Source organism: Pseudomonas sp. PDM22, assembly GCF_014851965.1.
In the GTDB taxonomy this organism is placed as follows: Bacteria; Pseudomonadota; Gammaproteobacteria; order Pseudomonadales; family Pseudomonadaceae; genus Pseudomonas.
The window spans coordinates 15,161-40,912 of record NZ_JACVAR010000011.1; the positions used below are offsets into that span (position 1 = coordinate 15,161).

Below are 25,752 nucleotides of genomic sequence, written 5' to 3' on the forward strand. Positions count from 1 at the left end.
GCTCCTGCACAGGGTCTCTAAAGTGCTGACCACTCTACGCAGCGGCGGGTTCGGCGCAATTGACCGCGCTGACCTGCGCAACGGCGGGGCGGCCAATGCGACACAAGCGGCTAAGGTTAGCCTTGACCGCACTTCAACGCTCATTCTCAGGAGCCCTGCATGACCCAATTGCGCCGGGTCGCCATCGTCGGCGGCAACCGTATTCCCTTCGCCCGCTCCAACACCGTGTACGCCACGGCGAGCAACCAGGAGATGCTGACCTCCGCGCTGGACGGGCTGATCGAGCGCTACAAGCTGCACGGCGAGCGCCTGGGCGAGGTCGTCGCCGGCGCGGTGCTCAAGCATTCGCGCGACTTCAACCTGACCCGCGAGTGCGTGCTGGGCACGCGCCTGGCGCCGGAAACCCCGGCCTATGACATCCAGCAGGCCTGCGGCACCGGCCTGGAAGCGGCGATCCTGGTGGCCAACAAGATCGCCCTCGGGCAGATCGACTGCGGCATTGCCGGCGGCGTGGACACCACCTCCGATGCGCCCATCGGCGTCAACGAAGGGCTGCGCAAGATCCTGCTGGAAGCCAACCGCGGCAAGTCCAACGGCGAGAAGATCAGGAGCCTGCTGAAGATTCGCCCGCGCCACCTGATGCCGCACATCCCGAAAAACGGCGAGCCGCGTACCGGGCTGTCGATGGGCGAGCACTGCGAACTGATGGCGCAGACCTGGGCCATCCCGCGCGATGAGCAGGACAAGCTGGCCTTCGAGAGTCATCACAAGCTGGCTGCTGCCTACGACGAAGGCTGGCAGAACGACCTGATGACGCCCTTCCGCGGCCTGGTACGCGACCAGAATCTACGCCCGGACATCAACCTGGAGAAGATCGGCACCTTGAAGCCGGTGTTCGAGCGCGGCTCGCGCGGCACCCTGACGGCGGCCAACTCCACGCCGCTGACCGATGGCGCCTCGGTAGTGCTGCTGGCCAGCGAGGAGTGGGCGAAGGAGCGCGGCCTGCCGATCCTGGCGTACTTCAAGGATGGCGAAGCGGCGGCGGTGGATTTCGTCGGCGGACACGAGGGCCTGCTGATGGCGCCGGTCTACGCGGTGCCGCGCCTGCTGGCGCGCAACGGCCTGACCCTGCAGGACTTCGACTTCTACGAAATCCACGAAGCCTTTGCCGCGCAGGTGCTGTGCACGCTCAAGGCCTGGGAGGACGCGGACTACTGCAAGACCCGCCTTGGCCTCGACGCACCATTGGGCTCGATCGATCGAAGCAAGCTCAACGTGAAGGGCAGCTCGCTGGCCGCCGGCCACCCGTTCGCGGCCACCGGTGGGCGCATCGTCGCCAACCTCGCCAAGCTGCTGGATGGCGCTGGCAAGGGGCGCGGGCTGATTTCCATCTGTGCGGCAGGCGGTCAAGGTGTGACCGCGATCATCGAACGGTAATCCAATACAGCGGGACCGATGTTTTTCGGTCCCGCGATGTAGCAACTCCGTGACTTCAGGCGGCACCGCGCGAGCGGCGCCGCCTTTTTTTATCCGCCGGATCTATAGGAGCGAGCAAGCTCGCTCCTACGAAGAGCAACGCGTAGGGCGCATAACCTGGGACAGGTTATCCGCCGGCAAGGGAGCGGCGGATAACGCTGGCGCGTTATGCGCCCTACGGGATTGGCTTCGGAATCGGCCGGTGTTTGCGAGCAAGAACCAGGCGTCCCCCTCGCTCCTACAGGCTGCGGCCGTCGTTTGGCGGGGGCGCAATTTCCTTCTAGATAGGCGGCTCAACCGCCCTGCAACATTCCCGGATGGATTCGCCGCGAGAACGGGGTGGAAAGCACCAGCGAGGTCTTGCTGGTGCCGAACTGGGCGAGGCGGTCGATCAGCTCTTCCAGCTCCTGGGTGCAACTGACCGCCACCTTGAGCATCACGCAGGCCTCGCCGGTGATGCGGTAGCAGTCGATGATCTGCGGGATCTCCAGCAGCGGGTCGAGCATGCTCTTGCTGCGGTGGTCGTTCAGGCGCATCTCGATCAGGCACTGGATCGAGCGGCCCATCTTCGACAGGTCTACGCTGGCGTGGTACCCGGTAATCACTCCTTCGGCCTCCAGGCGCGCCACGCGGTCGGCCACGGCGGGCGGGGAGAGGTTGATCCGCCGGGCCAGTTCGGCGAAGGACAGCCGGCCGTCTTCCAGCAGGGCGGCGAGCAGGGCGCGGTCGTACTTGTCCATGCGAAGACTCCGGTTTTGATTCGACGGCAAGGCTCGCGAAAATCCATCGAATGAAAAGTGTTATGCCCGTAATGGCGTTGTCTGTGCCTTATCCGGGGCGGTTGACCTGCATAAAATGAAGCGCTCCGCCTGCCTTGTCGAGCCCCACCCATGACCACGATGCCCATGCCCAGAGCCCGCGTCTCACTGACCCTGATTGCTGCCTTCTTCGCCCTCTACTTCATCTGGGGCTCGACCTACCTGGTGATCCGCATCGGCGTGGAATCCTGGCCGCCGATGCTGATGGCCGGCTGCCGCTTCATCATCGCCGGGGCGATCCTGTTCGTCTGGATGCTCACCCGCGGCGCACCCTTGCCGACGCTCAGGCAGTGCCTGTCGGCGGGCGCCATTGGCATCCTCCTGCTCAGCTGCGGCAATGGTGGGGTGACGGTGGCCGAGCACTGGGGCGTGGCCTCGGGCGTGGCGGCGCTGGCGGTGGCGACCGTGCCGCTGTTCACCCTGGTGTTCGGGCGTTTCTTCGGCAACCGTACCAACGCGCTGGAATGGGCCGGCATCGCTCTGGGCCTGTTCGGTATCGTGCTGCTCAACCTCGGCTCGAACCTGCAGGGCAGCCCGGCGGGCGCGGCGCTGATCCTCTTCGCGGCGGCGACCTGGGCCTTCGGTTCGGTGTGGAGCCGGCGCCTGGACCTGCCCGGCGGCGCCATGGCCAGCGCGGTGGAAATGCTGGTGGGCGGCGGCGTGCTGCTGCTGGGCAGCTTCCTCACTGGCGAGCGCCTGGAGCAGATGCCCACCGCTGCCGGCTGGGGCGCGCTGGCTTACCTGGTGGTGTTCGGCTCGATCATTGCCTTCAGCGCTTACATGTACCTGCTGGCCAACGTGCGCCCGGCGGCGGCCACCAGCTACGCCTACGTCAACCCGGCGGTGGCAGTGATGCTCGGCGTGGTATTCGCCGGCGAGCACATCGGCCTGGCGGAATCCCTGGCAATGGCGGTGATCATCAGCGCGGTGGTGCTGATCGGCCTGCCGCAGTGGCGGCGCAAGGAAGCCATCTGAGTCGCGGCATGAGCTAAGCCCGAAAGGTTATTTCGCGCGTCTCGCGCGATTCGCTAGGGTATGCAACGGCCTCCGTTCGGAGGCCGTTCTTCTTTGTTTCTTTCCTCCCTTTCAGTACACCCGCGCGCCATACGCCCAGGCCACTGATCCACCCTTCGAGCCGAGGTGTGCATGAGCCTGGTGGTGCCGTTTTCCACGCTTTCCGAATTGCCTCCCACCCAGCGCTGGAGCGATGCCCTGCGCGCGTCCAGCCTGCTGGCCCTGTCCGTGCCGCGCGAGTACGGCGGCCGTGGTGCCGGCTGGGACGAGGTGCTGCAGACCCTGCGCGATCTCTCCGAGCGCGACGGCACCCTGGCGCGGCTGTTCGCCCTGCATCACCTGCAACTGGCCAGCGTGTTGCTGCTGGGCAGCGCCGAGCAGCGCGAGCGCCTGCTGCCGCTCAGCGTGGAGCGCGAATGGCTGTGGGGCGAGGCGGTGAATCACCAGGAAAGCCGCTTGCTGGCGCGCGAGCATCGGCGCGGTGGTTTCCTGTTGCAGGGCGGGCGCCATGACTGCTTCGGCGCCGAGGCGGTGGACTGGCTGCTGATCTCGGCGCGCCATGCGCCCAGCGAGGGTTTGCTGATCGCCGCGCTGCCGGCGGATCGCAGCGGGCTGGATCGTTTCGAACCCAGCGGCGGCGGCCTGCTGCATTGCCACGAAGTGCGCCTGCATCCCGAGGACATCCTGCTGCCGCCCGGCCTGCCGTGGACGCCCCGTGCGCAACTGCGCGGCAGCCTCTCCGCATTGTTGCAGGCGAACATTGCCCTGGGCCTTGCCGTGCAGGCCTTCGAGAACCTGCCGGCGCGGGCGGCGGCGGGGGGATTGCAGCGGCTGCTGGCGCTGGGGCTTCGGCTGTCCGAGCAGTCGGCAGTGGCCTTCGAGTCCGCCCAGGCGGCGGGCAACAGCCTGAGCTTCAGCCGCAGCGCGGCGCTCGCGACCCTGGTGGCGGAAACCGCAGCAGTGGCGCAGCACGCGGTGCAGGTCGGCTTGCGCCAGGAGGGCACTCGCGCCCGTGTGCTCGCCGGCGCCACCTGAGGCGCCGTAGCACGGGGCCTGTAGCCGAATCGAGACAAGCGCTGGTGCTCATAAGTTAAGAACTAAAAATTATTTATTCGAAGTTTTTTATATCGGTAATCTAGCTCTACCGGACCGCCGGACACCTGTTTCATCCATCGAACCCCGTCCCGTGGTCCGTCCCCTCTGTGAGGCCGGCACCGCCGTTACCTTCAGAGGAAACACCATGAACAAACCTCGTTTCGTACGCCGTGCCGTGGCCGGCGTCGCTGTGGCGGCTGCCCTGACCTTCCAGAGCGCCGCGTTCGCCGACATCGTCCTGGGCTACCAGACCGGCATCGACCCGACCAAGGTTCCGCAAGCCGATGGCACCTATGAAAAGGTCATCGGCGAGAAGCTCGACTGGCGCCGTTTCAACAGCGGCCCGGAAGTGGTCGCCGCCATCGCCTCGGGCGATGTGCAACTGGGCAATCTCGGTTCCAGCCCGCTGGCCGCCGCCACTTCGCGCGGCCTGCCGATCGTGGCCTTCATCGTCTCCGCGCAGATCAATGCCGCCGAGGCCCTGGTGGTGCGCAACGGCAGCAAGATCGAGAAGCCCGAAGACCTGATCGGCAAGACCATCGCCACGCCCTTCGTTTCCACCTCGCACTACAGCCTGCTGGGCGCGCTCAAGCACTGGCAGATCGACCCGACCAAGGTGAAGATCGTCAACCTCAACCCCACCGAGATCGCTGCCGCCTGGCGCCGTGGTGACATCGATGGCGCCTTCGTCTGGTCACCCGCCCTGGGCGAGATCAAGAAGTCCGGCAAGGTCCTGACCGACGCCGCCGAAGTCGGCCAGTGGGGTGCACCGACCTTCGAAGTCTGGGTGGCCCGCAAGGACTTCGCTGAGAAGCACCCGGAAGTCATCGCCAAGTTCGCCCGTGTGAGCCTGGACTCCTTCGCTGACTACAACGCGCACAAGGCGCAGTGGACCGCCGATTCCGAGCAGGTGAAGAAGATCGCCCGGCTGACCGGCGCCGATCCGAAGGACGTGCCCGAGCTGCTGGCCGGTTCTGCCTTCCCCGAATCCCAGGCGCAGCTGTCGTCCGCCCTGCTGGGTGGCGGCACCGCCAAGGACATCGCCGGCACCGCCGCCTTCCTGAAAGAGCAGAAGCGCGTGCCTTCGGTGCTCAAGGACTACTCGCCCTACGTCAGCGCCGATTACGTGCGCCAGGCGGAGAGCGTGCAGGTCGGGCAGCGCTGAGGCGCAACGACGGACTCAACCTGTAGGAGTGCGCCACGCGCGCGAATCGCGTGCATGGCCCGCTCCTACAGGGAGCTTCTACGTAATCCTTCTCACCCTACGGAGGGCAGAACATGAGCCGTCTGACGGCCGAGGCAGTCAGCCTCACTTTCCAGCAGCGCGGGCGCGAGCGCGTCGTGCTGCAGGACCTCACTCTCAGCCTGGCCAAGGGCGAATCTCTGGTGGTGCTCGGCCCTTCCGGCTGCGGCAAGTCCAGCCTGCTCAACGTGCTGGCGGGCTTCCAGGCGCCGGACAACGGCCGCGTGCAGATCGACGGCCGCACCCTCAGTGGCCCCGGCGGCGAGCGCGGCGTGGTGTTCCAGGACGACGCGCTGATGCCCTGGCTGAGCGCGCTGGATAACGTCGCGCTGGGTCTGCGTATCCGTGGCGTTGGCGCTGCCGGGCGCAACGCCCGCGCCCATGAAGTCCTCAAGCTGGTGGGCCTGGGCGAGCACGCGGACTACCGCATCTCGCAGCTTTCCGGTGGCCAGCGGCAACGCCTGGGTTTGGCCCGCGCGCTGGCGGTGGAGCCGGATTTCCTGCTGCTCGACGAACCCTTCGGCGCCCTCGACGCACTGACCCGCGAGCGCATGCAGGTGCTGACCCTCGACCTGTGGCGCAAGACCGGCAAGGGCCTGTTCCTGATCACCCACAGCGTCGACGAAGCGCTGTTCCTCGCCACCGACCTGGTGGTGATGGACGGCCCGCCGGCGCGCATCGTCAAGCGCTTGCCGCTGGACTTCGCCCGCCGCTACGCCGCTGGCGAGGCGGTGCGCTCGATCAAGTCCGACCCGGAATTCGCGCGCCTGCGCCAACTCCTTCTGGATCTTTTTTTGGAAGAGACGCTTGAGGAACCGGAGGCCGAACATGCCCACTGATACCCTCGCCGGCAAACTCCCCGCCGCCGTGCCTAATGCCCGCAGTGTGCCGCGCGACTACCGCCGCTGGGCCGCCGCCGGCAGCGTCGGTTCGATCTTCGTGCTCTGGTGGCTGGCCACGCACCTGGGCTGGGTCGACACGCTATTCCTGCCTGCGCCGGAGCAACTGGTGGAAGCCTTCCAGCGCCTGCTCGCCGAGGGCTACGTCGATGCGTCGCTGTGGCAGCACATCGGCACCAGCCTGCTGCGCGTACTGCTGGCGCTGGGCGCGGCGGTGCTGACGGCCATTCCACTGGGCATCCTGATGGGCCTCAACCCGCTGGTGGGCGCGGCGTTCGATCCGCTGGTGGAGTTCTACCGCCCGGTGCCGCCGCTGGCCTACCTGCCGCTGATCGTCATCTGGTTCGGCATCGGCGAGCTGTCCAAGGTGCTGCTGATCTACCTCGCGCTGTTCGCACCGTTGCTGATCGCCACCGCCGCTGGCGTGCGCCGCGTGGACAAGTCGCGCATCCAGGCCGTGCGCTGCCTGGGCGCCAGCCGCCTGCAGGTGGTCCGCCACGTGATCCTGCCGAGCGCGCTGCCGGACGTCCTCACCGGCCTGCGCATCGCCCTGGGCGTGGGCTGGTCGACCCTGGTCGCCGCCGAGCTGATCGCCGCCAACCGTGGCCTGGGCTTCATGGTGCAGTCCGCCGCGCAGTTCCTCGCCACCGATGTGGTGGTGCTGGGAATCCTGCTGATCGCCGCCATCGCGCTGAGCTTCGAACTGGGCCTGCGCTGGCTGCAGAAGCGCTTCGCTTCCTGGGAATAACAAACCGATTCGACGCCCTCGCCATGCCGGCGAGGGGCAGGGGAGAGCGTGGCTCTTCCCGTGAACCTCATGAGAGAACACGAACATGACCACCCTGAGTATCGAACCCATCAGCCCGGCCCTGGGCGCCATCGTTTCCGGCGTACGCCTGGCCGACCCGCTGGGGGACGCGGCGCAGCGCCAGATCGAGCAGGCCCTGCTCGATCATCACGTGCTGTTCTTCCGCGACCAGCCGCTGACGCCGACCCAGCAGGCGAACTTCGCCGCGCGCTTCGGCGACCTGCACATCCACCCGATCTACCCCAGTTCGCCCGAACAGCGCGAAGTCATCGTCCTCGACACCGCCGTCACCGACGTGCGCGACAACGCCATCTGGCACACCGACGTGACCTTCCTGGAGACTCCGGCGCTGGGCGCCGTACTGGCCGCCAAGCAGCTGCCGCCCTACGGTGGCGACACCCTGTGGGCCAGCGGCATCGCGGCGTTCGAAGCGCTGTCCAAGCCGCTGCAGCAGTTGCTCGACGGCCTAACCGCGACTCACGACATCAGCAAGTCCTTCCCCCAGGAGCGCTTCGGCGCCACCGACGCGGACCTGGCTCGCCTGGAAGAAGCGCGCAAGAAGAACCCACCGCGCAGCCACCCGGTGATCCGCACGCATCCGGTCACCGGGCGCAAGGCGCTGTTCGTCAGCGATGGCTTCACCACCCGCATCAACGAGCTGGAGCCGGCGGAAAGCCGCGCCATTCTCGACCTGCTGTTCGCCCACTTCGCCCGCCCCGAGTTCACCGTTCGCTGGCGCTGGAAGGAGAACGACGTGGCCTTCTGGGACAACCGCGTGACCCAGCATTACGCGGTGGACGACTACCGCCCGCAGCGCCGGGTGATGCACCGCGCGACGATTCTCGGCGACAAGCCGTTCTGACGGACTTTGTTCCGGTAGGGCGAATAACCCGGAACGGGTTATCCGCCGCAATGGCGGATAACGCTGTAGGCGTTATGCGCCCTACGGGCTCGGTGTCGGCTCGGAATTTCCTACGATCCCCGTGACTTGCGGCAACAAAGCCGCACCGCAGACCGCATTCGTCGCCATTCTGGGTCGCGGTGGATGGCGCACTGTCCTACGCTTTGGCGGTCGTGTTTATGTATGAGACTGCCTACATGCAAGAACGGATTCCGGACGAGTCCAACCTCGCCGAGCTGACGGTTCGAGGCCTGATCCTCGGCGCGCTGATTACCGTGGTGTTCACCGCTTCCAATGTGTACCTCGGCCTCAAGGTCGGCCTGACCTTCGCCTCGTCGATCCCCGCGGCGGTCATTTCCATGGCCGTGCTGCGCTACTTCTCCGGCTCCAACATTCTCGAGAACAACATGGTGCAGACCCAGGCCTCGGCGGCCGGCACCCTGTCCTCGATCATCTTCATCCTTCCCGGCCTCTTGATGATCGGCTACTGGAGCGGCTTCCCGTTCTGGCAGACCGCCGCCATCTGCTCCATCGGCGGCATTCTCGGCGTGCTCTACACCATCCCGCTGCGTCGGGTGATGGTGGTGCAGAGCAACCTGCCGTACCCCGAGGGCGTGGCGGCGGCGGAGATCCTGCGCGTCGGCAGCCAGGACGAGGAAGAGGAAAAGGCTGGCAAGCCCGCGAAAGCCGGTGGCCCGGGCCTGCGTGACATCCTCGCCGGTGGCGTGGTCGCTGCCGCGTTCAGCCTGCTCAGCAGCGGTTTCAAGGTGCTCGCCGAAGGCTTCAGCTTCTGGCTCACCGCCGGGCAGGCGGCGTTCCGCCTGTCCACCGGCTTCTCCCTGGCGCTGGTGGGCGCCGGCTACCTGATGGGCATTACCGCCGGCATCGCCATCCTGATCGGCGTGGTCATCGCCTGGGGGGTGGCCGTGCCGCTGCTCTCGGTGAACAGCGTGCTGGCCGCCGGGCAGAGCCTGCCGGAGCTGGCCACCAAACTGTGGAGCAGCCAGGTGCGCTTCCTCGGCGCCGGCACCATCGGTATTGCCGCGCTGTGGACCCTGGCCACGCTGTTCAAGCCCATGGTGCAGGGCGTCTGGTCGTCGCTCAGTGCCGTGCGCGGGCGTGGTGAGGTGAGCGACCTGCGCACCGAGCAGGACCTGTCGGCGAAGTGGATCGTTACCATCGCCGGTGTGCTGTTGCTGGCGCTGTTCGTGGTGTTCTCCTACTTCCTCGGCGAGGCCGCGCCGGACCTGCACGGCTTCGGCTTCTGGGGCCTGGTGGCGGTCTGCGTGATCTTCGCCTTCTTCTTCGGCTTCCTGATTGCCGCTGCCTGCGGCTACATGGCCGGCCTGGTGGGCTCGTCGAGCAGCCCGATCTCCGGTATCGGCATCATCGCGGTGATCCTGGTGTCGTTGCTGATCCTCGGCGTTGGCTCGCTGGAAACCGGCTTCCTCGACCAGCAGGGCGGCAAGCTGGCCATCGCCCTGGCGCTGTTCACCACCTCGGTGGTGATCGCCATCGCGGCGATTTCCAACGACAACCTGCAGGACCTGAAGACCGGTTACCTGGTCGGCGCGACCCCGTGGCGCCAGCAGGTGGCGCTGATCGTCGGCTGTCTGGTCGGCGCCCTGGTGATCCCGCCGGTGCTGGAGCTGCTGTTCAACGCCTACGGCTTCACCGGCGCCCTGCCGCGCGAGGGCATGGACCCGAACGCCGCGCTGGCCGCGCCGCAGGCGACGCTGATGACGGCGATTGCCAGCGGGATTTTCCACAATGCGCTGAACTGGAACATGATCCTCATCGGCGTGGCGCTGGGCATCGCGCTGATCCTGGTGGACGTGCTGTTGCGCCGCACCGGCAAGGCCAGCCTGCCGGTGCTCGCCGTCGGCCTGGGCATCTACCTGCCGCCGACCATCGGCATGACCCTGGTGGTCGGCGCCGTGATCGGCTGGTTGCTGGAAACCGCCCTGGCCAAGCGCGCGGTAGCCGCCGGCAAGGATGTGGAGAAGTTCTCCGACGAGCCCAAGCGCCGGGGTGTACTGCTGGCTTCGGGCCTGATCGTCGGCGAGAGCCTGATGGGCATCCTGCTCGCCGCCATCATCGGCACCACCGGTTCCGCCACGCCGCTGGCGCTGGTCGGCGACGGCTTCGAGGACACTGCGCAGTGGCTGGGCCTGGTGGTGTTCGTGGCGATCTGCGTGCTGTTCTACCGCAAGGTGTTGACCGGCACCCGCGGCTGATCCTTCGCCATGATGCGAAAAAGGCGCCTGCGGGCGCCTTTTTCGTTGTCGGAGCTTTCGCTTGTTCGTCGCCGGACGGCATCTCGTTTGGTCGGATGATATATGATGCTGATATCAGATTTCGGAGGCTCTCATGCGCATCCTGGTGGATATCCCTGTTGAATACCTGGAACGCCTGAATGACATCAGCGAACGCCAGCAGCAATCCCGTGCCTCGGTCATTCGCGAGGCCATCGCCGAGTACCTGGTCAACCACGCGCAGGCGGACGCTGACGCGGCTTTCGGCCTGTGGCAGGAGAATCAGGTGGACGGCCTGGCGTATCAGGAGAAGGTGCGCGAGGAATGGTGAAGGTCCTGTTCGACACCAACATCCTTATCGACTATCTCAACGGCCATGTGCAGGCCCGCGATGAGCTGGCGCTCTACAGCGACCGCGCCATCAGCATCATCACCTGGATGGAAGTACTGATCGGCGCCACGCCGCAGACCGAAGCGGCCACTCGCGCCTTTCTCTCCAGCTTCACGCTGCTGGCGCTGGACGAGCGCATCGCCCAGCGGGCGGTGGAGGTGCGCCAGCGTCTGCGGGTGAAGCTGCCGGACGCGGTCATCAAGGCCTCGGCGGAAGTCGAAGGCCGGCTGCTGGTGACGCGCAACGTGAAGGATTTCGACGAGCGTGAGCCGGGAGTGCGGTTGCCTTATCAGTTGTAACGAGCCCCCCTGTAGGAGCGCCCCATGGGCGCGATCGCGGGCATGGCCCGCTACCGGATAGATCTGTGCGCGGATCGGCCCTCACCCTAACCCTGGCTGCGCGCCCCGCTCAGAGGGAGAGGGGACCGTTCGGTGCCGGATGAAACCACAGCGTCAGCCGGTACGATTTGCTCCCTCTCCCTGAGGGAGAGGGCTGGGGTGAGGGGGAAAGCACAAACACCGAACTACCAGGGAAAGACAGTTGCTCGTACAAGGGGCTCCGAGTTCAGCGCACCAGGTGCAGGAACTGCAGGTGCCGCTCGTACTGGTCGAGCATGTCGTTGATGATCTGCTCCTTGCTGTACCCCATCAGGTCGTAGTCCTGGCTGCCTTCGGAAAGGTGCACTTCGGCGCGGAAATAGCGGCGGTTCTTCAGGTGCAGGCCGCCCATGCCGGCGCGGGCGAAGGACGGGGTGAAGTAGCCGCGCATCGAGACCTGGTAGAGGAACGGATGCTGCGCGCCGTGGCCGATCTCCAGGCCGATTTCCAGGTTGCTCAGGTCCAGGTCGGAATCGACCTGCAGGCCCTTCTCGCGGAACACTTCGGAAACTTCGGCGATCGCCGGGCTGACCACGTCGACCATGTAGCGGTACACCTCGTCGCGGGTAGGGAAGTGCACCGCCTGGGAAATGCGCCGCTTCCAGCCGCCGGGCTTGGCCGAGGGCGGCGGCGCCAGCGAGTGGGTGCGCGCGCGCTGACGCTGGGACTCCAGGTAGAACGCCTTGTGCAGGCCCCACATCATCAGCAGCAGGATCAGCGAGAAGGGCAGCGAAGTCAGCACCACCGCTGACTTGAGCGCATCGATGCTGCCGGCGAACAGCAGGCCGCCGGTCACCAGCGCGGTGGCTACGCCCCAGAACACCCGCAGCCACTTCGGGCCGTCGTCGTCGGCGCTGCCGCCGTGGGCGGAGAGGGTGGAGAGCACCACGGTGCCGGAGTCCGCCGAGGTGACGAAGAAGACGAAGCTGACCAGCACCGTCACCGCGATCACCACGCGGCTGGCCGGATAATTCTGCAGCATCTGGTAGAGCGCCATGGACGGATCGCTGATGGCAACGCGGCCCAGCTCGCTGAAGCCATGGTTGAGCACCTGGTCCAGGGCGCTGTTGCCGAAGATCGACATCCACGCCAGGGTGAAGCCCAGCGGAATGAACAGCACGCCGAAGACGAACTCGCGAATCGTCCGCCCACGCGAGATGCGCGCGATGAACAGGCCGACGAAGGGCGCCCAGGCGATCCACCAGGCCCAGTAGAACACCGTCCAGCCACCCAGCCAGTCGCTGCCATCCTTGCCGTAGGCGTAGAGGTCGAAGCTCTTGGTCGGCAGGGCGCCGAGGTAGTCGCCGATGTTCTGCACCAGGGTGTTGAGCAGGTGTTGCGTAGGGCCGGCGAACAGCACGAAGAGCAGCAGCGCGCAGGCCAGCAGCATGTTGATGTCCGACAGCAGGCGGATGCCCTTGTCGACGCCCGACACGGCGACCAGGATGGCTGCGCCCATCATCAGCGCGATCAGCGTCATCTGCACCGGGTGGCTGTGGGCGATGCCGAACAGGAAGTCGAGGCCGGCGTTGAGCTGCAGCACGCCGAAGCCCATGTCCGCACCCAGGCCGAAAACCGTGGCGATGATGCCGAAGCAATCCACGGTGTAGCCGATGGGGCCATTGATGCGCTTGCCGATCAGCGGGTAGAGCGCGGAACGCAGCGCCAGCGGCAGGTTGTGACGGTAGGCGAAGTAGGCCAGCGCCATTGCTACCAGGGCGAACACGCCCCAGCCGTGCAGGCCCCAGTGCAGGAACAGCAGCTGCATGGCCTGGCGCGCCGCTTCCGGCGTGCCGGCCTCGCCCTGGGGCGGCTGGGCGAAGTGGGTCAGCGGCTCGGACACGCAGAAGAAGAACAGGGTGATGCTGATGCCGGCGGCGAACAGCATGCCGGCCCAGGACAGGTAGCTGAATTCCGGCTCGTCGTGGTCGGCACCGAGCTTGATCTTTCCGTAGCCGGAAAGCGCGGTGACCACCACGAAGATCAGGTACAGCGTCATCGCCAGCAGGTAGTACCAGCCGACGCTGTCGGCGGCCCAGGACTGCGCGGCGAGCAGCCATTCACCGGCCCGTTGTGGCTGGGCGATGACGGTGAGGGCGAAGATGAGGATCAGCGCGGCCGCACCGTAGAAGACCGGTGGGTTCATGCGCATGGCGGGGGAGGGCGTTACGGACGGGGAGGATTGTGCAACGGACAAAACGGGCGGGGTCCCTCGAAATTTTCCTTGAACAAGCATTCAATGAAAACACGATTGAGCCCTGAAAGGCCAATCAGCGGGACCGGTGGTCCCGCCGCCGGCCCTGGTCGAGGGCCGAGCGGAGCGGGTACTGCTTTACTTGCGGCGGTTCTTTTTCGCCTCACGGATCTCACGGCGTTCCGGGTCGGCCTTCGCGGGCGCGGTCAGGAAAGCGGTGGCGGCGAAGAAGTTAGCAAGAGCGGCAAAGCTGGTCACGATAGTCTCCAATGGCGCCGGGGAAAATGGGTCCCGACCGCCTGATAGCCATTTTCCCTGAAGATTGTGACGAAAAGAAGTGAATGGTCTTGATGAGGGGTATTGATCTGGTCGATGGGACTGCTTTTTTCGATATTTGCGGGGAATCGACCTTATTTTGACTCTTTGCTCAGGATTCCCTCCTGCCGACCTGCAACTCGGCAAAGCCTTTCACTGCGACCGTTCGTCGCGAAAGGTGAAACGGTTCAGCGCCACTCGTGGCTTTGCCACGTTTACCGGCTGTCAGGCCGGTGAAACAGTTCTCCGCATAGCACAGTTACCGGAATAGAGCGGGTTCCAGTCCGGAAACTTGAACGGGTGTGCAATTTTTCGTGAAAAACATGTGAAACGGCTATGGCGATTGACTTGCTGATTCCGTTAGTCTCCCCCGGCAGGACAAAAAACCACCAACAGGGAGCATCTCGAGATGGACTTCAAACGCATCGCCATTGCCACTGCACTCTTCGCTTCGCTGGCCGGTTGCCAGACCATGACCACCAACCAGGCCATCGTTCCGCTGCAAGCCGCTACCGCCCAGATGATCGGTCTGGCTTCCTCCGACGAGCTGGTTGTCAGCGACGTCAAAGCCGGTCAGCCGGACGCTCTGGGTGGCCAGGAACTCTCCTACGTCGCCACCACCACCAAAGGCCGCGTGTTCAACTGCACCTCGCGCATGATGCCGGGCCTGCTGACCGATCCGGCCAAGCTGACCAACCCGTCGTGCACCCCGGTGGTCGCTCACTCGAACACCGCTACCAAGTAACACCCCAGTTGCATGCAGTCGCCCGTGCGCGGCCCTTCGGGTCGCGCTGGCGACTACAGCGCGGCGACTCAGCCGCGCTCGTGCTCCAGGCGTTGCAATAGCGCACGCAGCTGCGCTTCGACGCCGGGCTGGCGCAGCAGACGCCCCAGCGCCTCTTCGCTTACCTGCGTTTCCCCGCCAGTTCCGGCCGCGCCGCCTGACCCTGCTACGCCGCCTGACCCCGCTACGCCGCCTGAAAAGTTCAGGTGCTCCGGGCGTATCTCCTCGTCCGGGCTGACCAGCAGGGCGAAGTGGATGACGTTCTCCAGTTCGCGGATATTCCCCGGCCACGAATAGCCTTCCAGTGCCCGCTGCGTATCCGTGGCGATCTGCGGCACCGGTAGTTCCAGACGTTGCGCATGCACGCCGAGGAAGTACTCGGCCAGCGGCTGGATATCGCCGATGCGTTCGCGCAGCGGCGGCAGCGTGAGGTTGCCGTCGTGCAGGTACTGCTGCAGCCCTTCGAGGAATTTCCCCGCTTTCACCGCCTGCCCCAGGTCGATGCTGGTGGCGGCGACCAGGCGCACGTCCACTGGCACCGGCTCGCGCGCGCCGACGCGCAGCACTTCGCGCTCCTGCAGCACGCGCAGCAGTTTCTGTTGCAGCGACAGCGGCAGGTCGGCGATCTCGTCCAGGTACAGCGTGCCGCCGTTGGCCGAGCCGAACCAGCCGGCGCGGCTGCCCACCGGGCCGTTGTGCGCGCCCGGCGCGTAACCGAACAGCTCGGCGTCGGCGTAGTTGCGGCTCAGGGCGCTGCAACTTACCGCGACGAACAGGCCGGGGCGCTCGCTGGCGCGGTGGATGTGGCGGGCCAGCAGCTCCTTGCCGGTGCCGGTCTCGCCGTGGATCAGCACCGGTTGCGGCAACGGCGCCAGGCGCTCCACCTCGTCGCGCACTTCATGGGAGCGCGGGTCGAAGAACACCAGCGCCTTGGCGCGGATGCTCAGCGGGCTCTTGTCGGCGTCGGGGAAGGTCAGCAGCGGCAGCGGCGCGTGGGGTGCATTCATGGGGTATCTCCTTCTGCTCTTACAGCGCGTCCAGCGCCTGCAGGAAGTCACGGACGATGTCCTCGCTGTCCTCGATGCCCACCGACACACGGATGGTGCCGGCGTGGATGTCCAGCGCGGTCAGGGCCTCGGCGGACAGCGCGCGGTGCGAGGTCTTGCCGGGGTGGGTGATGCTGCTGGCGACGCCGGCCAGCGACGGCGCGAAAGCGGCCAGTTGCAGCTCGCCGATCAATGCGTCGACCTGGTCGAGACCGCCCTTCAGGGTGAAGCTCAACATGCCCGAGTGGCCCTTGTGGAACAGCCTCTGCGCCAGCTCGAAGTCCGGATGCGAGGGCAGGCCGGGATAGAACACGCGGGCCACCTGCGGGTGCGCTTCGAGGGCTTCGGCCAGCGCCTGGGCGTTCTGCGAGTGGGCCTTCATGCGCAGGGCCAGGGTCTTGGCACCGCGGAAATTCAGCCAGCTCTCGAAGGGGCTGGCGCTGCCGCCGGCGTTGATCTGGAAGCGCCGCGCGGCGGCGATCCACTGCGCATCGCCGACCAGTGCGCCGCCCATGGCGTCGCTGTGGCCATTGAGGTACTTGGTGGTGCTGTGGATCACCAGGTCGGCGCCATCGCGCAGCGGCTGGTAGAGCACTGGCGAGAGGAAGGTGTTGTCCACCAGCAGCTTGAGACCGTGGCGGTGGGCAAGCTCGGCCAGCGCCGGGATGTTGCTGACGCGGACCAGCGGGTTGGAGGCGGTTTCGGTGTAGATCAGCTTCGTGGTCGGGGTGATCGCCGCTTCCACTGCCGCCAGGTCGTTGAGGTCGAGCAGGCTGGAGGCGATGCCGAAGCGCGTCAGCTCCTTCTCGATCAGGCTCTGGGTGGTGCCGTACAGCTCGCGGCTGGCGATCAGGTGATCGCCGGCGCCGAGCACGCCCAGCAGCGCGGCGGAAATGGCCGCCATGCCGGAAGCGGAGAACAGCGCGTCCTCGCCGCCTTCCAGTTCGCGCAGCAGCTCTTCCACGGCGCTGTGGTTGGGGTTGCCGATGCGCGTGTACATGTAGTTGTCGGGGTTGCCGGCGAGGAAGTCGTCGACCTGTTCCAGCGAGTCGTAGACGAACACCGAGCTCTGGTAGATCGGCTGGCTCTTGGAGCGGGTGACCATGCGCCGGTCGGCATCGTGGCCGGCATGCACGGCGCGGGTGGAGGGGCCTTTGGCGTGGTCGCTCATGGCAAGTCCTGGGATAAGAAAAACGCCGGTGGAACCTGCCCACCGGCGTCGAAGCGGGTGCGCTCAAGGCGCGCCCAGCGTGGGAGTCGTTGCGCCCGGCCAGCGGCCGGGCGACGGATCAGAAGGCCGGCACCACGGCGCCGTTGTACTTCTTCTCGATGAAGGCTTTGACTTCCGGGCTGGTCAGGGCGGCGGAGAGTTTCTTCAGGGCATCGCTGTCCTTGTTGTCCGGACGCGCCACCAGATAGTTCACGTAGGGCGAGTTGCGGTCTTCGAGGATCAGGGCGTCCTTCACCGGGTTGAGCTTGGCTTCCAGCGCGTAGTTGGTGTTGATCAGGTCCAGGTCGACCTGGTCCAGCACGCGCGGCAGCAGGGCCGATTCCAGTTCCTTGAACTTCAGGTGCTTGGGGTTCTCGGCGATGTCTTTCGGGGTGGCCAGGGCGTTGCTCGGGTCCTTGAGCTTGATCACGCCGGCCTTCTGCAGCAGGAGTAGGGCGCGGCCGCTGTTGCTGCCTTCGTTGGGGATGGCGACGGTGGCGCCGTCAGGCAGCTGGTCGATGGACTTGTACTTCTTCGAGTAGCCGCCGAAGGGCTCGACGTGCACGCCGGTCACGGTGACCAGGTTGGTGCCCTTGCCGGAGTTGAAGTTGTCCAGGTACGGCTTGGTCTGGAAGTAGTTGGCGTCCAGGCGCTTCTCGGCGACCTGCACGTTGGGCTGCACGTAGTCAGTGAAGACTTTGATCTCCAGGTCCACGCCTTCCTTGGCCAGGGTCGGCTTGATCAGCTCGAGGATCTCGGCGTGGGGGATCGGCGTGGCAGCGACAACCAGCTTTTCGTTGGCGAAGGCAGTGGTGCTGAAGGCAGCGGCGAGGGCGGTCAGAAGCAGCAGCTTTTTCATTGCGATGTCCTTGTGGGGCAGATGACCGCTGGCGTCCGGGCCGGCCGGGATGGGGCCTTCGTACGGGCGGTGGATTCTTTTTCCGCGGCTCACTCGGCAGCGGTTGCAGCGAAAGGTACCCGGTCTTGTTATTCCAATAAAATATTAATTTTTCATTTTCATATTCGATTTTGTTCATATGGCTTGCGCGGGCGAGACCTGAGACAAGCTGTCGCGCGACACCCCGTCGCGCGGCAACCCACCACTCCAGTCCCCGTTCGCCAGGCGCGTAAGATCGATGCAGTTTCTTGAGCGGCGTCAATGCAGATGGTGGTCCATTCTGATTGAGCGGCAAAAAGAACCCGAACCGACGCCAGATCGGTGGCTCGAAACTGAGTCATTGGAAACACAGACATCACGCAAGAACGCCCTGCGCATGCGCAAGGTACGGTGCCCGACCCTTCCGTGGGGTTGGCGTCAGCCTGAAGAGGAATCGTCATGTTCGGATTAGAGGCGCTCGACCTGGCCCGGATCCAGTTCGCCTTTACCGTGTCCTTCCACATCATCTTCCCCGCCATCACCATCGGCCTCGCCAGCTACCTGGCGGTACTCGAAGGCCTGTGGCTGAAGACCAACGAGGAGGTCTACCGCGACCTCTATCACTTCTGGTCGAAGATATTCGCCGTCAACTTCGGCATGGGCGTGGTCTCCGGCCTCGTCATGGCCTACCAGTTCGGCACCAACTGGAGCGCCTTCTCGGCCTTCGCCGGGAGCGTCACCGGCCCGCTGCTGACCTATGAGGTGCTCACGGCGTTCTTCCTCGAAGCCGGCTTCCTCGGCGTCATGCTCTTCGGCTGGCACCGCGTCGGCCCGGGCCTGCACTTCTTCGCCACGGTGATGGTGGCGATCGGCACGCTGATCTCCACCTTCTGGATTCTCGCCTCCAACAGCTGGATGCAGACCCCGCAGGGCCACGAGATCGTCAACGGCATCGTGGTGCCGGTGGACTGGCTGGCGATCATCTTCAACCCGTCGTTCCCCTATCGCCTGCTGCACATGGCGATCGCCTCGTTCGTCGCCACCGCCTTCTTCGTCGGCGCCTCGGCGGCCTGGCACCTGCTGCGCGGCCGCGACAACCCGGCGATCCGCAAGATGCTTTCGATGGCCATGTGGATGGCGCTGATCGTCGCGCCGATCCAGGCCATGGTGGGCGACGCCCACGGCCTGAACACCCTCAAGCACCAGCCGGCGAAGATCGCCGCCATCGAAGGCCACTGGGACAACAGCGAAGGCGGCCCGACGCCGCTGATACTGGTCGGCTGGCCGGACATGGAGCGCGAGGAAACCCGCTTCAAGATCGAAATCCCGGTCCTCGGCAGCCTGATCCTGAACCACAGCCTGACCGAGCCGATCCCGGCGCTGAAGGACTTCCCGAAAGCCGACCGGCCCAACTCCACCATCATCTTCTGGTCGTTCCGCATCATGGTCGGCCTGGGGCTGCTGATGATCCTGGTGGGCCTGTGGAGCGTCTGGCTGCGCTGGCGCAAGCGGCTGTTCGAGAACCGCGCGTTCCTCCATCTGGTGTTGTGGATGGGACCGTCCGGCCTGATCGCGATCCTCGCCGGCTGGTTCACCACCGAGATTGGTCGCCAGCCTTGGGTCGTCTACGGGCTGATGCGTACCTCGGACGCGGTGTCCAACCACAGTGTCGCGCAGATGAGCCTGACCCTGGTGATGTTCGTGCTGGTGTACTTCAGCCTGTTCGGCGTGGGCATCGGCTACATGATGCGCCTGGTGCGCAAGGGCCCGGTCACCCACGAAGGCCGCGAGACCAGCCATGGCGGCGCCGGCCAGAAACGTACCGCTGCGCGGCCGCTGTCGGCCACTGAAGAGGGGTTTGACGACGATGACAGCACTGACGCGGGGAGGAACTGAGCCATGGGAATCGATCTTCCGCTGATCTGGGCGATCATCATCATCTTCGGCGTGATGATGTACGTGGTGATGGACGGGTTCGACCTGGGGATAGGCATGCTCTACCCGTTCTTCAAGGACGAAGGCGACCGCGACGTGATGATGAACACCGTCGCGCCGGTCTGGGACGGCAACGAGACCTGGCTGGTGCTGGGCGGCGCGGCGTTGTTCGGCGCCTTCCCGGTGGCCTATTCGGCCGTGCTCTCGGCGCTGTACCTGCCGCTGATCCTGATGCTCGTCGGGCTGATCTTCCGCGGCGTGGCCTTCGAGTTCCGCTTCAAGGCGCGGGCGAACAAGCGTCACCTGTGGGACAAGTCGTTCATCATCGGCTCGCTGGTAGCGACCTTCTTCCAGGGCGTGGCGCTGGGTGCTTTCATCGAAGGTATCCCGGTGGAAAACCGTGCCTTCGCCGGCGGCTCGCTGGACTGGCTGGCGCCGTTCCCGCTATTCTGCGGCCTCGGCCTGGTGGTGGCCTACACCCTCCTGGGCTGCACCTGGCTGATCATGAAGACCGAAGGTCGCCTGCAGGAACGCATGCATGACCTGGCCAAACCGCTGGCGCTGGTGCTGCTCGCAATCATCGGCATCGTCAGCCTGTGGACTCCGCTGGCCCACGAGGACATCGCCCAGCGCTGGTTCAGCCTGCCGAACCTGTTCTGGTTCCTGCCGGTGCCGCTGCTGGTGCTGCTGACCTTCTACGGCCTGCTGCGCTCGGTGGCGCGCAATGACCATGTGAAGCCATTCCTGCTCACCCTGGCGCTGATCTTCCTCGGCTACAGCGGGCTGGGCATCAGCCTGTGGCCGAACATCATCCCGCCGTCGATGTCGATCTGGGACGCCGCGGCGCCGCCGCAGAGCCTGGGCTTCATGCTGGTGGGCGCGTTGTTCATCATCCCCTTCATCCTCGTCTACACCGCGTGGAGCTACTACGTGTTCCGCGGCAAGGTGAAGCACGGCGACGGCTACCACTAGAGGTGCGCAGCATGACTCACGAGGAACCGCAGAAGGCGCCGCTGCGCAAGCGGCTGGGCTGGCTGGTGCTGATCTGGGCGCTGAGCGTCGCCGGCCTGGGTATCGCGGCCTGGCTGATGCGCCTGTTCATGAGCGCGGCGGGGCTGGGCACACCGCACTAGTTCGCGCAATCGATCCCATCCGGGCGCTGCTCGCAGCGCCCGTTCCCACATCCCTCGCTGGTGCTTCCAGCGGGGGATTTTTTTCAGTGCAATTTGTCGCGCCTGGCCAGGGTGGGGAACAGTTTCATCCATGCGCCGGTGACGACCAGCGTGCCGACGCCGCCGAGCACCACCGCCGGCACGGTGCCGAGCCAGTGGGCGGTGAGGCCGGACTCGAACTCGCCCAGCTGGTTCGAGGCACCGATGAACAGGCCGTTTACCGCGCTGACCCGGCCGCGCATCTCGTCCGGGGTTTCCAGCTGCACGAAGGCGCCACGGATGACCATGCTGATCATGTCCGCCGCGCCCAGCACCACCAGCACCGCCAGGGAAAGCCAGAAGGAGGTCGACAGGCCGAAGGCGATGGTGGCGACGCCGAAGATACCGACGGCGAGGAACATGATCCGCCCGACATTGCGCTCGATGGGGAAGCGCGCCAGCCAGAACGACATCAGCAGCGCACCCACCGCCGGGGCCGAACGCAACAGGCCCAGGCCCCAGGGACCGGTGAGCAGGATGTCCTTGGCAAACACCGGTAGCAGCGCGGTGGCGCCGCCCAGCAGCACGGCGAACAGGTCCAGGGAGATGGCGCCGAAGATGTCCGGGCGGCTGCGGATGAAGCGAATGCCGGCCAGCAGCGATTCCAGGGTCGCCTTGCCCTGAGCTGCCGGCGCCTGGCGCTTGGGCAGGGTGAGCACCAGGGCGCAGGCGATGAAGTACAGCACCGCGGTGGGCGTGTAGACCCAGAAGGCGCCGAAGGCATAAAGGAAACCGCCGAAGGCCGGAGCCGCGATGGTCGCCGCCTGCATCGCCGAAGCGGACGCCGCCACGGCGCGGGGGAACAGCGCGGTGGGCACGATGTTCGGCAGCAGCGCCTGGGTGGTCGGCATCTCGAAGGCCCGTGCGGTGCCCAGCAGGAAGGCCATCACGAAGATCATCTCGCGGGTCACGTTGTCGGTGCTGGCGCCAATCACCAGCGCGACAGCGATCAGGCCCTGGCCGATCTGGCACAGCGAGGCGATGCGCCGACGGTCGTAGCGGTCGGCGACGTGCCCGGTGTGCAGCATGAACAGCACCCGCGGGGTGAACTCCACCAAGCCCACCAGGCCCAGGTCGAGCACGTTATGGGTCAGCTCGTAGATGTGCCAGCCGATGGCCACGGTGATCATCTGGAAGGCGCTGGCGGTGCAGACGCGCGCGAGCCAGAAGGCGAGGAAGGGGCGGTGACGCAGCAGGGACGTGGCTTCGGCGGTCATGGAAAGTGCTTTCGTTAGGGGGCTAAGCAAGGGCTGCGCAGCGTAGCACGCTGTAACACTTTTGCGCCTGTCGTCGGCGAAACCCGCAATTGGCGAATAGTCTCGACCGGTCGACTAAAATTTTCATCGCCGCGACAAGCCGCCCGATTGACTTTGCTTCGCACTATTGAGGTGCGTTAAAGTTGACAGAAGAGTCAGGTTTTCCTGCAGGATCTTTCCTTCGGCGCCATCCTCGAGGCGCCCGCGATTCCGCGCCCTCCGAACTCTCTCCAGCACAGAAAAAACGACATGGGCGGGCCTTCACCGTCCAGAGGATGAACCATGTCCAACCGTGATATTTCCCGGCGCGCCTTCCTCCAAGGCGGGCTGATTGCCGGTGTCAGCGTGACCATGGCGCCGCTCGGCAGCCGGGCTTTCGCTGCCCTGATGGAAAACTCCGTCACCGTCTCCCCCCAGCAGTGGATGGGCCACGACGGCAAGGCGCGTTTCCGTAACGACGCGCTGTCCAAGGTCTGCGGCAACAAGGTGTTCGCCCGCGACATCCGTTCCAAGGACATGCCCGGCTGGCCGCAGCAGCAGGGCCACGCCATGCTGCTCAAGACCATCAAGGCCGACCGCATCTTCGACGGCATCGACCTTGCCTGGCTGGGCGCCGAGTTGCAGCCCGACCGCATCGTCACCGCCGAGGACCTGGACAAGGACGGCATCGTCTTCCCCGAAGCCCACGCCCCGGACCCGCTGCTGCCGCGCGGCAAGGTGCCGATGTTCATCGGCCACCCGGTGGCCATCCTGATCTGGAATGACTTCGAGCGCTTCCGTCAGGCCAAGCTGAAGATGAAGTTCAACGACAAGGCGATCCGCTACGGCGCGCAGGCCCCGCTGTACCAGGGCGATCCCTACGGCAGCTTCCGCTATGTGCGCGTCGGCGGCGCAACCTCGGCCGATCCGGACGAGTTCTCCAGCCTCAAGGACTCGATCCTCTTCCCGATGATCCGCGAGCGCAAACCGGTGTGGAACCAGCAGCCCAACCAGCACGGTGATCTCACCGAGCAGGGCCTGTTCTACGCGCAGAAGATCAAGGAGCAGATCGACAACCCGCCGGAGAACTGGCTGGTCTTCGACGAACGCTACAAGACCCCCTCCATCGAGCCGGCCGCCATGGAGCCGGACAACGGCAACGGCTGGTACGACCCGGCGAGCAAAACGCTGCACTTCGTGGTCGCCACCCAGTGCCCGTTCGAAGCCGCCTTCGAGACGGCGCACATGATCGCCCCGTCGCGCTTCGGCCTGGCCAAGCTGAACATGCACCCCGGCTACACCGTGGGTTATGGCTCCAAGGACCACAACATCTTCGTCTACTACGCGGCCCTGGCTGCGCTGTACGGCAACGGTGTGCCGGTGCGCCTGGCCAATGACCGCTACGAGCAGTTCCAGAGCGGCATCAAGCGTCACCCGTTCGACATTCGCTACCAGCTGGCGGTGGACAAGAAGGACATGACCTTCAAGATCTTCCGCACCGAGATGAGCGTGGACGGCGGCGGCCGCATCAACTACAGCCCGTCCGTGGCCGCCGTAGGCGCCACCGCTGCGCAGTCGATCTACTACATGCCGCAGAACGACCTGCAGGTGACCGCCTACCATTCCCGCGCCGTCGAGGCCGGTTCCATGCGTGGCTACGGCACCCTGCAGAGCATGGCCGCCACCGAGATGATGGTGGACGAGATCGCTGGTCGCCTGGGCGTAGACGCCATCGAGCTGCGCCGCGTCAACGCGCTCAAGTCCGGCATGAAGAACACCCAGGGCGCGATTCCTGCCGGCGCCCTGCGCCTGCACGAGATCCTCGACAAGGCTGCCGCCCACGAGTGGTGGAAGACCCGCGACGCGCGCAAGAAAGAGATGGACACCAAGGACCCGGATCACTGGTACGGCGTTGGCTTCGCCATCTGCCAGAAGGACTTCGGCACCGGCTCCGAAGCGCCCATGGCGAGCATCGAGTTCGATGCCCAGGGCAAGGTGCACATGCGCCATATCGGCATCGAGATCGGCACCGGCATGTCCACCTCCCAGGCGCTGGTGGTGGCCGACTTCCTCGGCAAACCGGCGGACGAGATGAAGACCGCCGAGACCGAGTGGCCGGAACTTCAGCTGCTCAGCGGCGAAGATCCCTACACCATGAGCCAGCCCACTCAGGACGAGAAGCTGCGCAACCCGCGCTGGGTCGGCAAGTACGCTTCGGCGTCGTCGGCGACCAACTCGGCCTACTACTTCAGCCACGCCACCCGTGAAGCGGCGCGCGTGCTGTTCAACCACGGCCTGTGGCCGGCGGCCCTGGAAATCTGGCGTCGCGGCCCGTTCAACGGCGCGGCCAACCCGCTGGTGGTGCGCCGCGAAGATGCCCACTGGGTCGACGGCAAGCTCACCGCCAACGGCCTGCAGCCGCTGTCGTTCGCCGAACTGGCCCAGGTGGCCCACGACAAGGGCCTGGTCACCGGTGCCACCGTCCACGGCTTCAACCGCTGGAGCTGGGCGGAGTGCGATTACGTCATCGACGGCGTGCGCGACCGCCTGCCGCTGGACGCCCTGGCGGTGAAATACGGCGACGGCGCTCCCGGCGTGAAGAAGGCGCAGATGAACAGCGCCGGCTTCCACCTGCTGGACCGCCAGAACGTGGCCTATCCGCCGGTGCAGTTGAACAACGCCGCGGTGACCTACTACAGCCCGGTGGCGACCATCGTCGAACTGAAGGTGAACAAGGGCAACGGCGAAGTCAGCGTACTCAACCACCACAGCTGGATCGAGTGCGGCCGCGTGCTGGTGCCGGAACTGGTGAAAGGGCAGATCGAAGGCGGCACCGCCATGGGCATCGGCCATGCGCTGCTCGAAGACATGCCGCTGTACGAGGGTGGCCCGGGCGAGGGCGACTGGAACTTCAACCGCTACCGTCTCCCGAAAGCGAAGGACGTGGCCGTCTGGCAGCAGAGCTCGGAAATCCTTCCGCCGCTCTCGCCCAGCGACCCGTCCAAGGGCATCGCCGAAGTGGTGATGATCCCGGTGGTCGGCGCCATCAGCAACGCCGTGGCCCATGCCATCGGCAAGCGTGTCCGCGACCTGCCCATCACCCCCGCTCGCATCAAGGAGGCCCTCCATGGCTAACCGTCCGCTCAACCTGACCTTGAATGGTCAAACCGTCGGCCCGGTCGAGGTTCCCGAGGACCTGCCGATGATCGACTACCTGCACGAATACCAGAACCTCACCGGTTCGCGCCTGGGCTGCGGCCAGGGCATCTGCCATGCCTGCGTGGTGATCGTCGACAACCCCGACGGCACCAGCGAGGAAGTGCGCACCTGCATCACCGGCGCGCACTACTTCGAAGGCAAGAAGGTGCGCACTATCGAGGGCCACGCCAAGCGTGAGGAAGACGGTTCGGTGAAGGAACTGAACCCGATCCAGCAGAAGTTCGTCGACCGCTTCGCCTTCCAGTGCAGCTACTGCGCACCGGGCTTCGTCAACGCCGCCACCGTGCTGGTGGAAAAGGCCCAGCGCCAGCCGCTGAAGAAGAGCGAACTGGAATCGACCATCGAGGCGAGCCTCGGCCACCACATCTGTCGCTGCACCGGGTACGTGCGTTACTACGACGCTACCCGTGAAGTGCTGACCGATCTCGGCCTGGTCAGGGAGGGCTAAG

Annotated in this window: 22 protein-coding genes; 16 read left to right on the forward strand and 6 right to left on the reverse strand. The window is 65.7% G+C overall.

What is annotated here, in order from left to right; translation table 11 throughout:
• Positions 1–159: 159 nt before the first annotated feature.
• Complete coding sequence (locus IB255_RS28705; protein ID WP_192211212.1) at positions 160–1,437, forward strand: acetyl-CoA C-acetyltransferase; 1,278 nt, start codon at positions 160–162, stop codon at positions 1,435–1,437.
• A 332-nt stretch (positions 1,438–1,769) separates the two neighbouring features.
• Here the strand turns inward: IB255_RS28705 and IB255_RS28710 are convergent, their stop codons facing one another.
• On the reverse strand, positions 1,770–2,216 hold the full coding sequence (locus tag IB255_RS28710) for an Lrp/AsnC family transcriptional regulator (RefSeq protein WP_081520044.1): 447 nt from the start codon (positions 2,214–2,216) through the stop codon (positions 1,770–1,772).
• 165 nt (positions 2,217–2,381) lie between these two features.
• Between IB255_RS28710 and yedA the strand changes: the two genes are divergently transcribed.
• The 9 genes from yedA (at position 2,382) to IB255_RS28755 (ending at position 11,199) form a co-directional block, all read left to right on the forward strand.
• Complete coding sequence (gene yedA / locus IB255_RS28715; RefSeq protein ID WP_081520344.1) at positions 2,382–3,269, forward strand: drug/metabolite exporter YedA; 888 nt, start codon at positions 2,382–2,384, stop codon at positions 3,267–3,269.
• A 171-nt stretch (positions 3,270–3,440) separates the two neighbouring features.
• Complete coding sequence (locus IB255_RS28720; RefSeq protein WP_081520045.1) at positions 3,441–4,343, forward strand: acyl-CoA dehydrogenase family protein; 903 nt, start codon at positions 3,441–3,443, stop codon at positions 4,341–4,343.
• Positions 4,344–4,548: 205 nt separating this feature from the next.
• Positions 4,549–5,568, forward strand: coding sequence for a taurine ABC transporter substrate-binding protein (tauA, locus tag IB255_RS28725; RefSeq protein WP_081520046.1), 1,020 nt, complete (start codon positions 4,549–4,551; stop codon positions 5,566–5,568).
• A 113-nt stretch (positions 5,569–5,681) separates the two neighbouring features.
• Positions 5,682–6,485: a taurine ABC transporter ATP-binding protein gene (locus IB255_RS28730; protein WP_081520047.1), complete on the forward strand. Its 804-nt coding sequence runs from the start codon at positions 5,682–5,684 to the stop codon at positions 6,483–6,485.
• On the forward strand, positions 6,475–7,293 hold the full coding sequence (locus tag IB255_RS28735; RefSeq protein ID WP_081520048.1) for an ABC transporter permease subunit: 819 nt from the start codon (positions 6,475–6,477) through the stop codon (positions 7,291–7,293). The genes IB255_RS28730 and IB255_RS28735 overlap by 11 nt, the downstream gene beginning before the upstream one ends.
• 85 nt (positions 7,294–7,378) lie before the next feature.
• A complete protein-coding gene (gene tauD / locus IB255_RS28740; RefSeq protein ID WP_081520049.1) occupies positions 7,379–8,215 on the forward strand; it encodes a taurine dioxygenase in 837 nt (278 codons plus the stop codon).
• Positions 8,216–8,451: 236 nt separating this feature from the next.
• Positions 8,452–10,491: an OPT family oligopeptide transporter gene (locus IB255_RS28745; RefSeq protein ID WP_081520345.1), complete on the forward strand. Its 2,040-nt coding sequence runs from the start codon at positions 8,452–8,454 to the stop codon at positions 10,489–10,491.
• 133 nt (positions 10,492–10,624) lie between these two features.
• Positions 10,625–10,840 (forward strand): ribbon-helix-helix protein, CopG family, encoded by a 216-nt coding sequence (locus IB255_RS28750; RefSeq protein WP_081520050.1) that lies wholly within the window; start codon positions 10,625–10,627, stop codon positions 10,838–10,840.
• Positions 10,834–11,199, forward strand: a complete 366-nt coding sequence (locus IB255_RS28755) for a type II toxin-antitoxin system VapC family toxin (RefSeq protein WP_081520051.1) — start codon at positions 10,834–10,836, stop codon at positions 11,197–11,199. The genes IB255_RS28750 and IB255_RS28755 overlap by 7 nt, the downstream gene beginning before the upstream one ends.
• Before the next feature lie 265 nt (positions 11,200–11,464).
• Here the strand turns inward: IB255_RS28755 and betT are convergent, their stop codons facing one another.
• Positions 11,465–13,423 (reverse strand): choline BCCT transporter BetT, encoded by a 1,959-nt coding sequence (betT, locus tag IB255_RS28760; RefSeq protein ID WP_139791660.1) that lies wholly within the window; start codon positions 13,421–13,423, stop codon positions 11,465–11,467.
• 772 nt (positions 13,424–14,195) lie between these two features.
• Between betT and IB255_RS28765 the strand changes: the two genes are divergently transcribed.
• The gene (locus IB255_RS28765; RefSeq protein WP_015478994.1) at positions 14,196–14,531 is read left to right on the forward strand and encodes a hypothetical protein; all 336 of its coding nucleotides are present in this window, start codon (positions 14,196–14,198) and stop codon (positions 14,529–14,531) included.
• A 68-nt stretch (positions 14,532–14,599) separates the two neighbouring features.
• Here the strand turns inward: IB255_RS28765 and IB255_RS28770 are convergent, their stop codons facing one another.
• The 3 genes from IB255_RS28770 to IB255_RS28780 all read right to left on the reverse strand — a co-directional run bounded on the left by IB255_RS28770 (position 14,600) and on the right by IB255_RS28780 (position 17,685).
• Positions 14,600–15,577 (reverse strand): sigma 54-interacting transcriptional regulator, encoded by a 978-nt coding sequence (locus IB255_RS28770; RefSeq protein WP_192211213.1) that lies wholly within the window; start codon positions 15,575–15,577, stop codon positions 14,600–14,602.
• Between the two features lie 19 nt (positions 15,578–15,596).
• A complete protein-coding gene (locus tag IB255_RS28775) occupies positions 15,597–16,787 on the reverse strand; it encodes a trans-sulfuration enzyme family protein (protein ID WP_192211214.1) in 1,191 nt (396 codons plus the stop codon).
• A gap of 118 nt (positions 16,788–16,905) precedes the next feature.
• Complete coding sequence (locus tag IB255_RS28780; protein WP_081520055.1) at positions 16,906–17,685, reverse strand: MetQ/NlpA family ABC transporter substrate-binding protein; 780 nt, start codon at positions 17,683–17,685, stop codon at positions 16,906–16,908.
• A 477-nt stretch (positions 17,686–18,162) separates the two neighbouring features.
• Between IB255_RS28780 and IB255_RS28785 the strand changes: the two genes are divergently transcribed.
• Genes IB255_RS28785 through IB255_RS28795 form a run of 3 tightly spaced genes read left to right on the forward strand, consistent with a single transcriptional unit; the run spans position 18,163 to position 20,771 of the window.
• Positions 18,163–19,599, forward strand: coding sequence for a cytochrome ubiquinol oxidase subunit I (locus IB255_RS28785; RefSeq protein ID WP_081520056.1), 1,437 nt, complete (start codon positions 18,163–18,165; stop codon positions 19,597–19,599).
• 3 nt (positions 19,600–19,602) lie between these two features.
• Positions 19,603–20,610, forward strand: coding sequence for a cytochrome d ubiquinol oxidase subunit II (gene cydB / locus IB255_RS28790; RefSeq protein ID WP_138214178.1), 1,008 nt, complete (start codon positions 19,603–19,605; stop codon positions 20,608–20,610).
• A gap of 11 nt (positions 20,611–20,621) precedes the next feature.
• Entirely contained in the window at positions 20,622–20,771 is a 150-nt protein-coding gene (locus IB255_RS28795; protein ID WP_081520058.1) for a DUF2474 domain-containing protein, read from the forward strand.
• Between the two features lie 83 nt (positions 20,772–20,854).
• Here IB255_RS28795 and IB255_RS28800 read toward each other — a convergent pair whose 3' ends face one another.
• A complete protein-coding gene (locus IB255_RS28800; protein ID WP_151188407.1) occupies positions 20,855–22,066 on the reverse strand; it encodes an MFS transporter in 1,212 nt (403 codons plus the stop codon).
• Positions 22,067–22,387: 321 nt separating this feature from the next.
• Here IB255_RS28800 and IB255_RS28805 point away from each other — a divergent pair, with 321 nt between their 5' ends.
• Together IB255_RS28805 and IB255_RS28810 are read left to right on the forward strand one after the other, a co-directional pair.
• Positions 22,388–25,219, forward strand: coding sequence for a xanthine dehydrogenase family protein molybdopterin-binding subunit (locus tag IB255_RS28805; RefSeq protein WP_192211215.1), 2,832 nt, complete (start codon positions 22,388–22,390; stop codon positions 25,217–25,219).
• Entirely contained in the window at positions 25,212–25,751 is a 540-nt protein-coding gene (locus IB255_RS28810) for a (2Fe-2S)-binding protein (protein ID WP_192211216.1), read from the forward strand. The genes IB255_RS28805 and IB255_RS28810 overlap by 8 nt, the downstream gene beginning before the upstream one ends.
• Position 25,752: the final 1 nt, after the last annotated feature.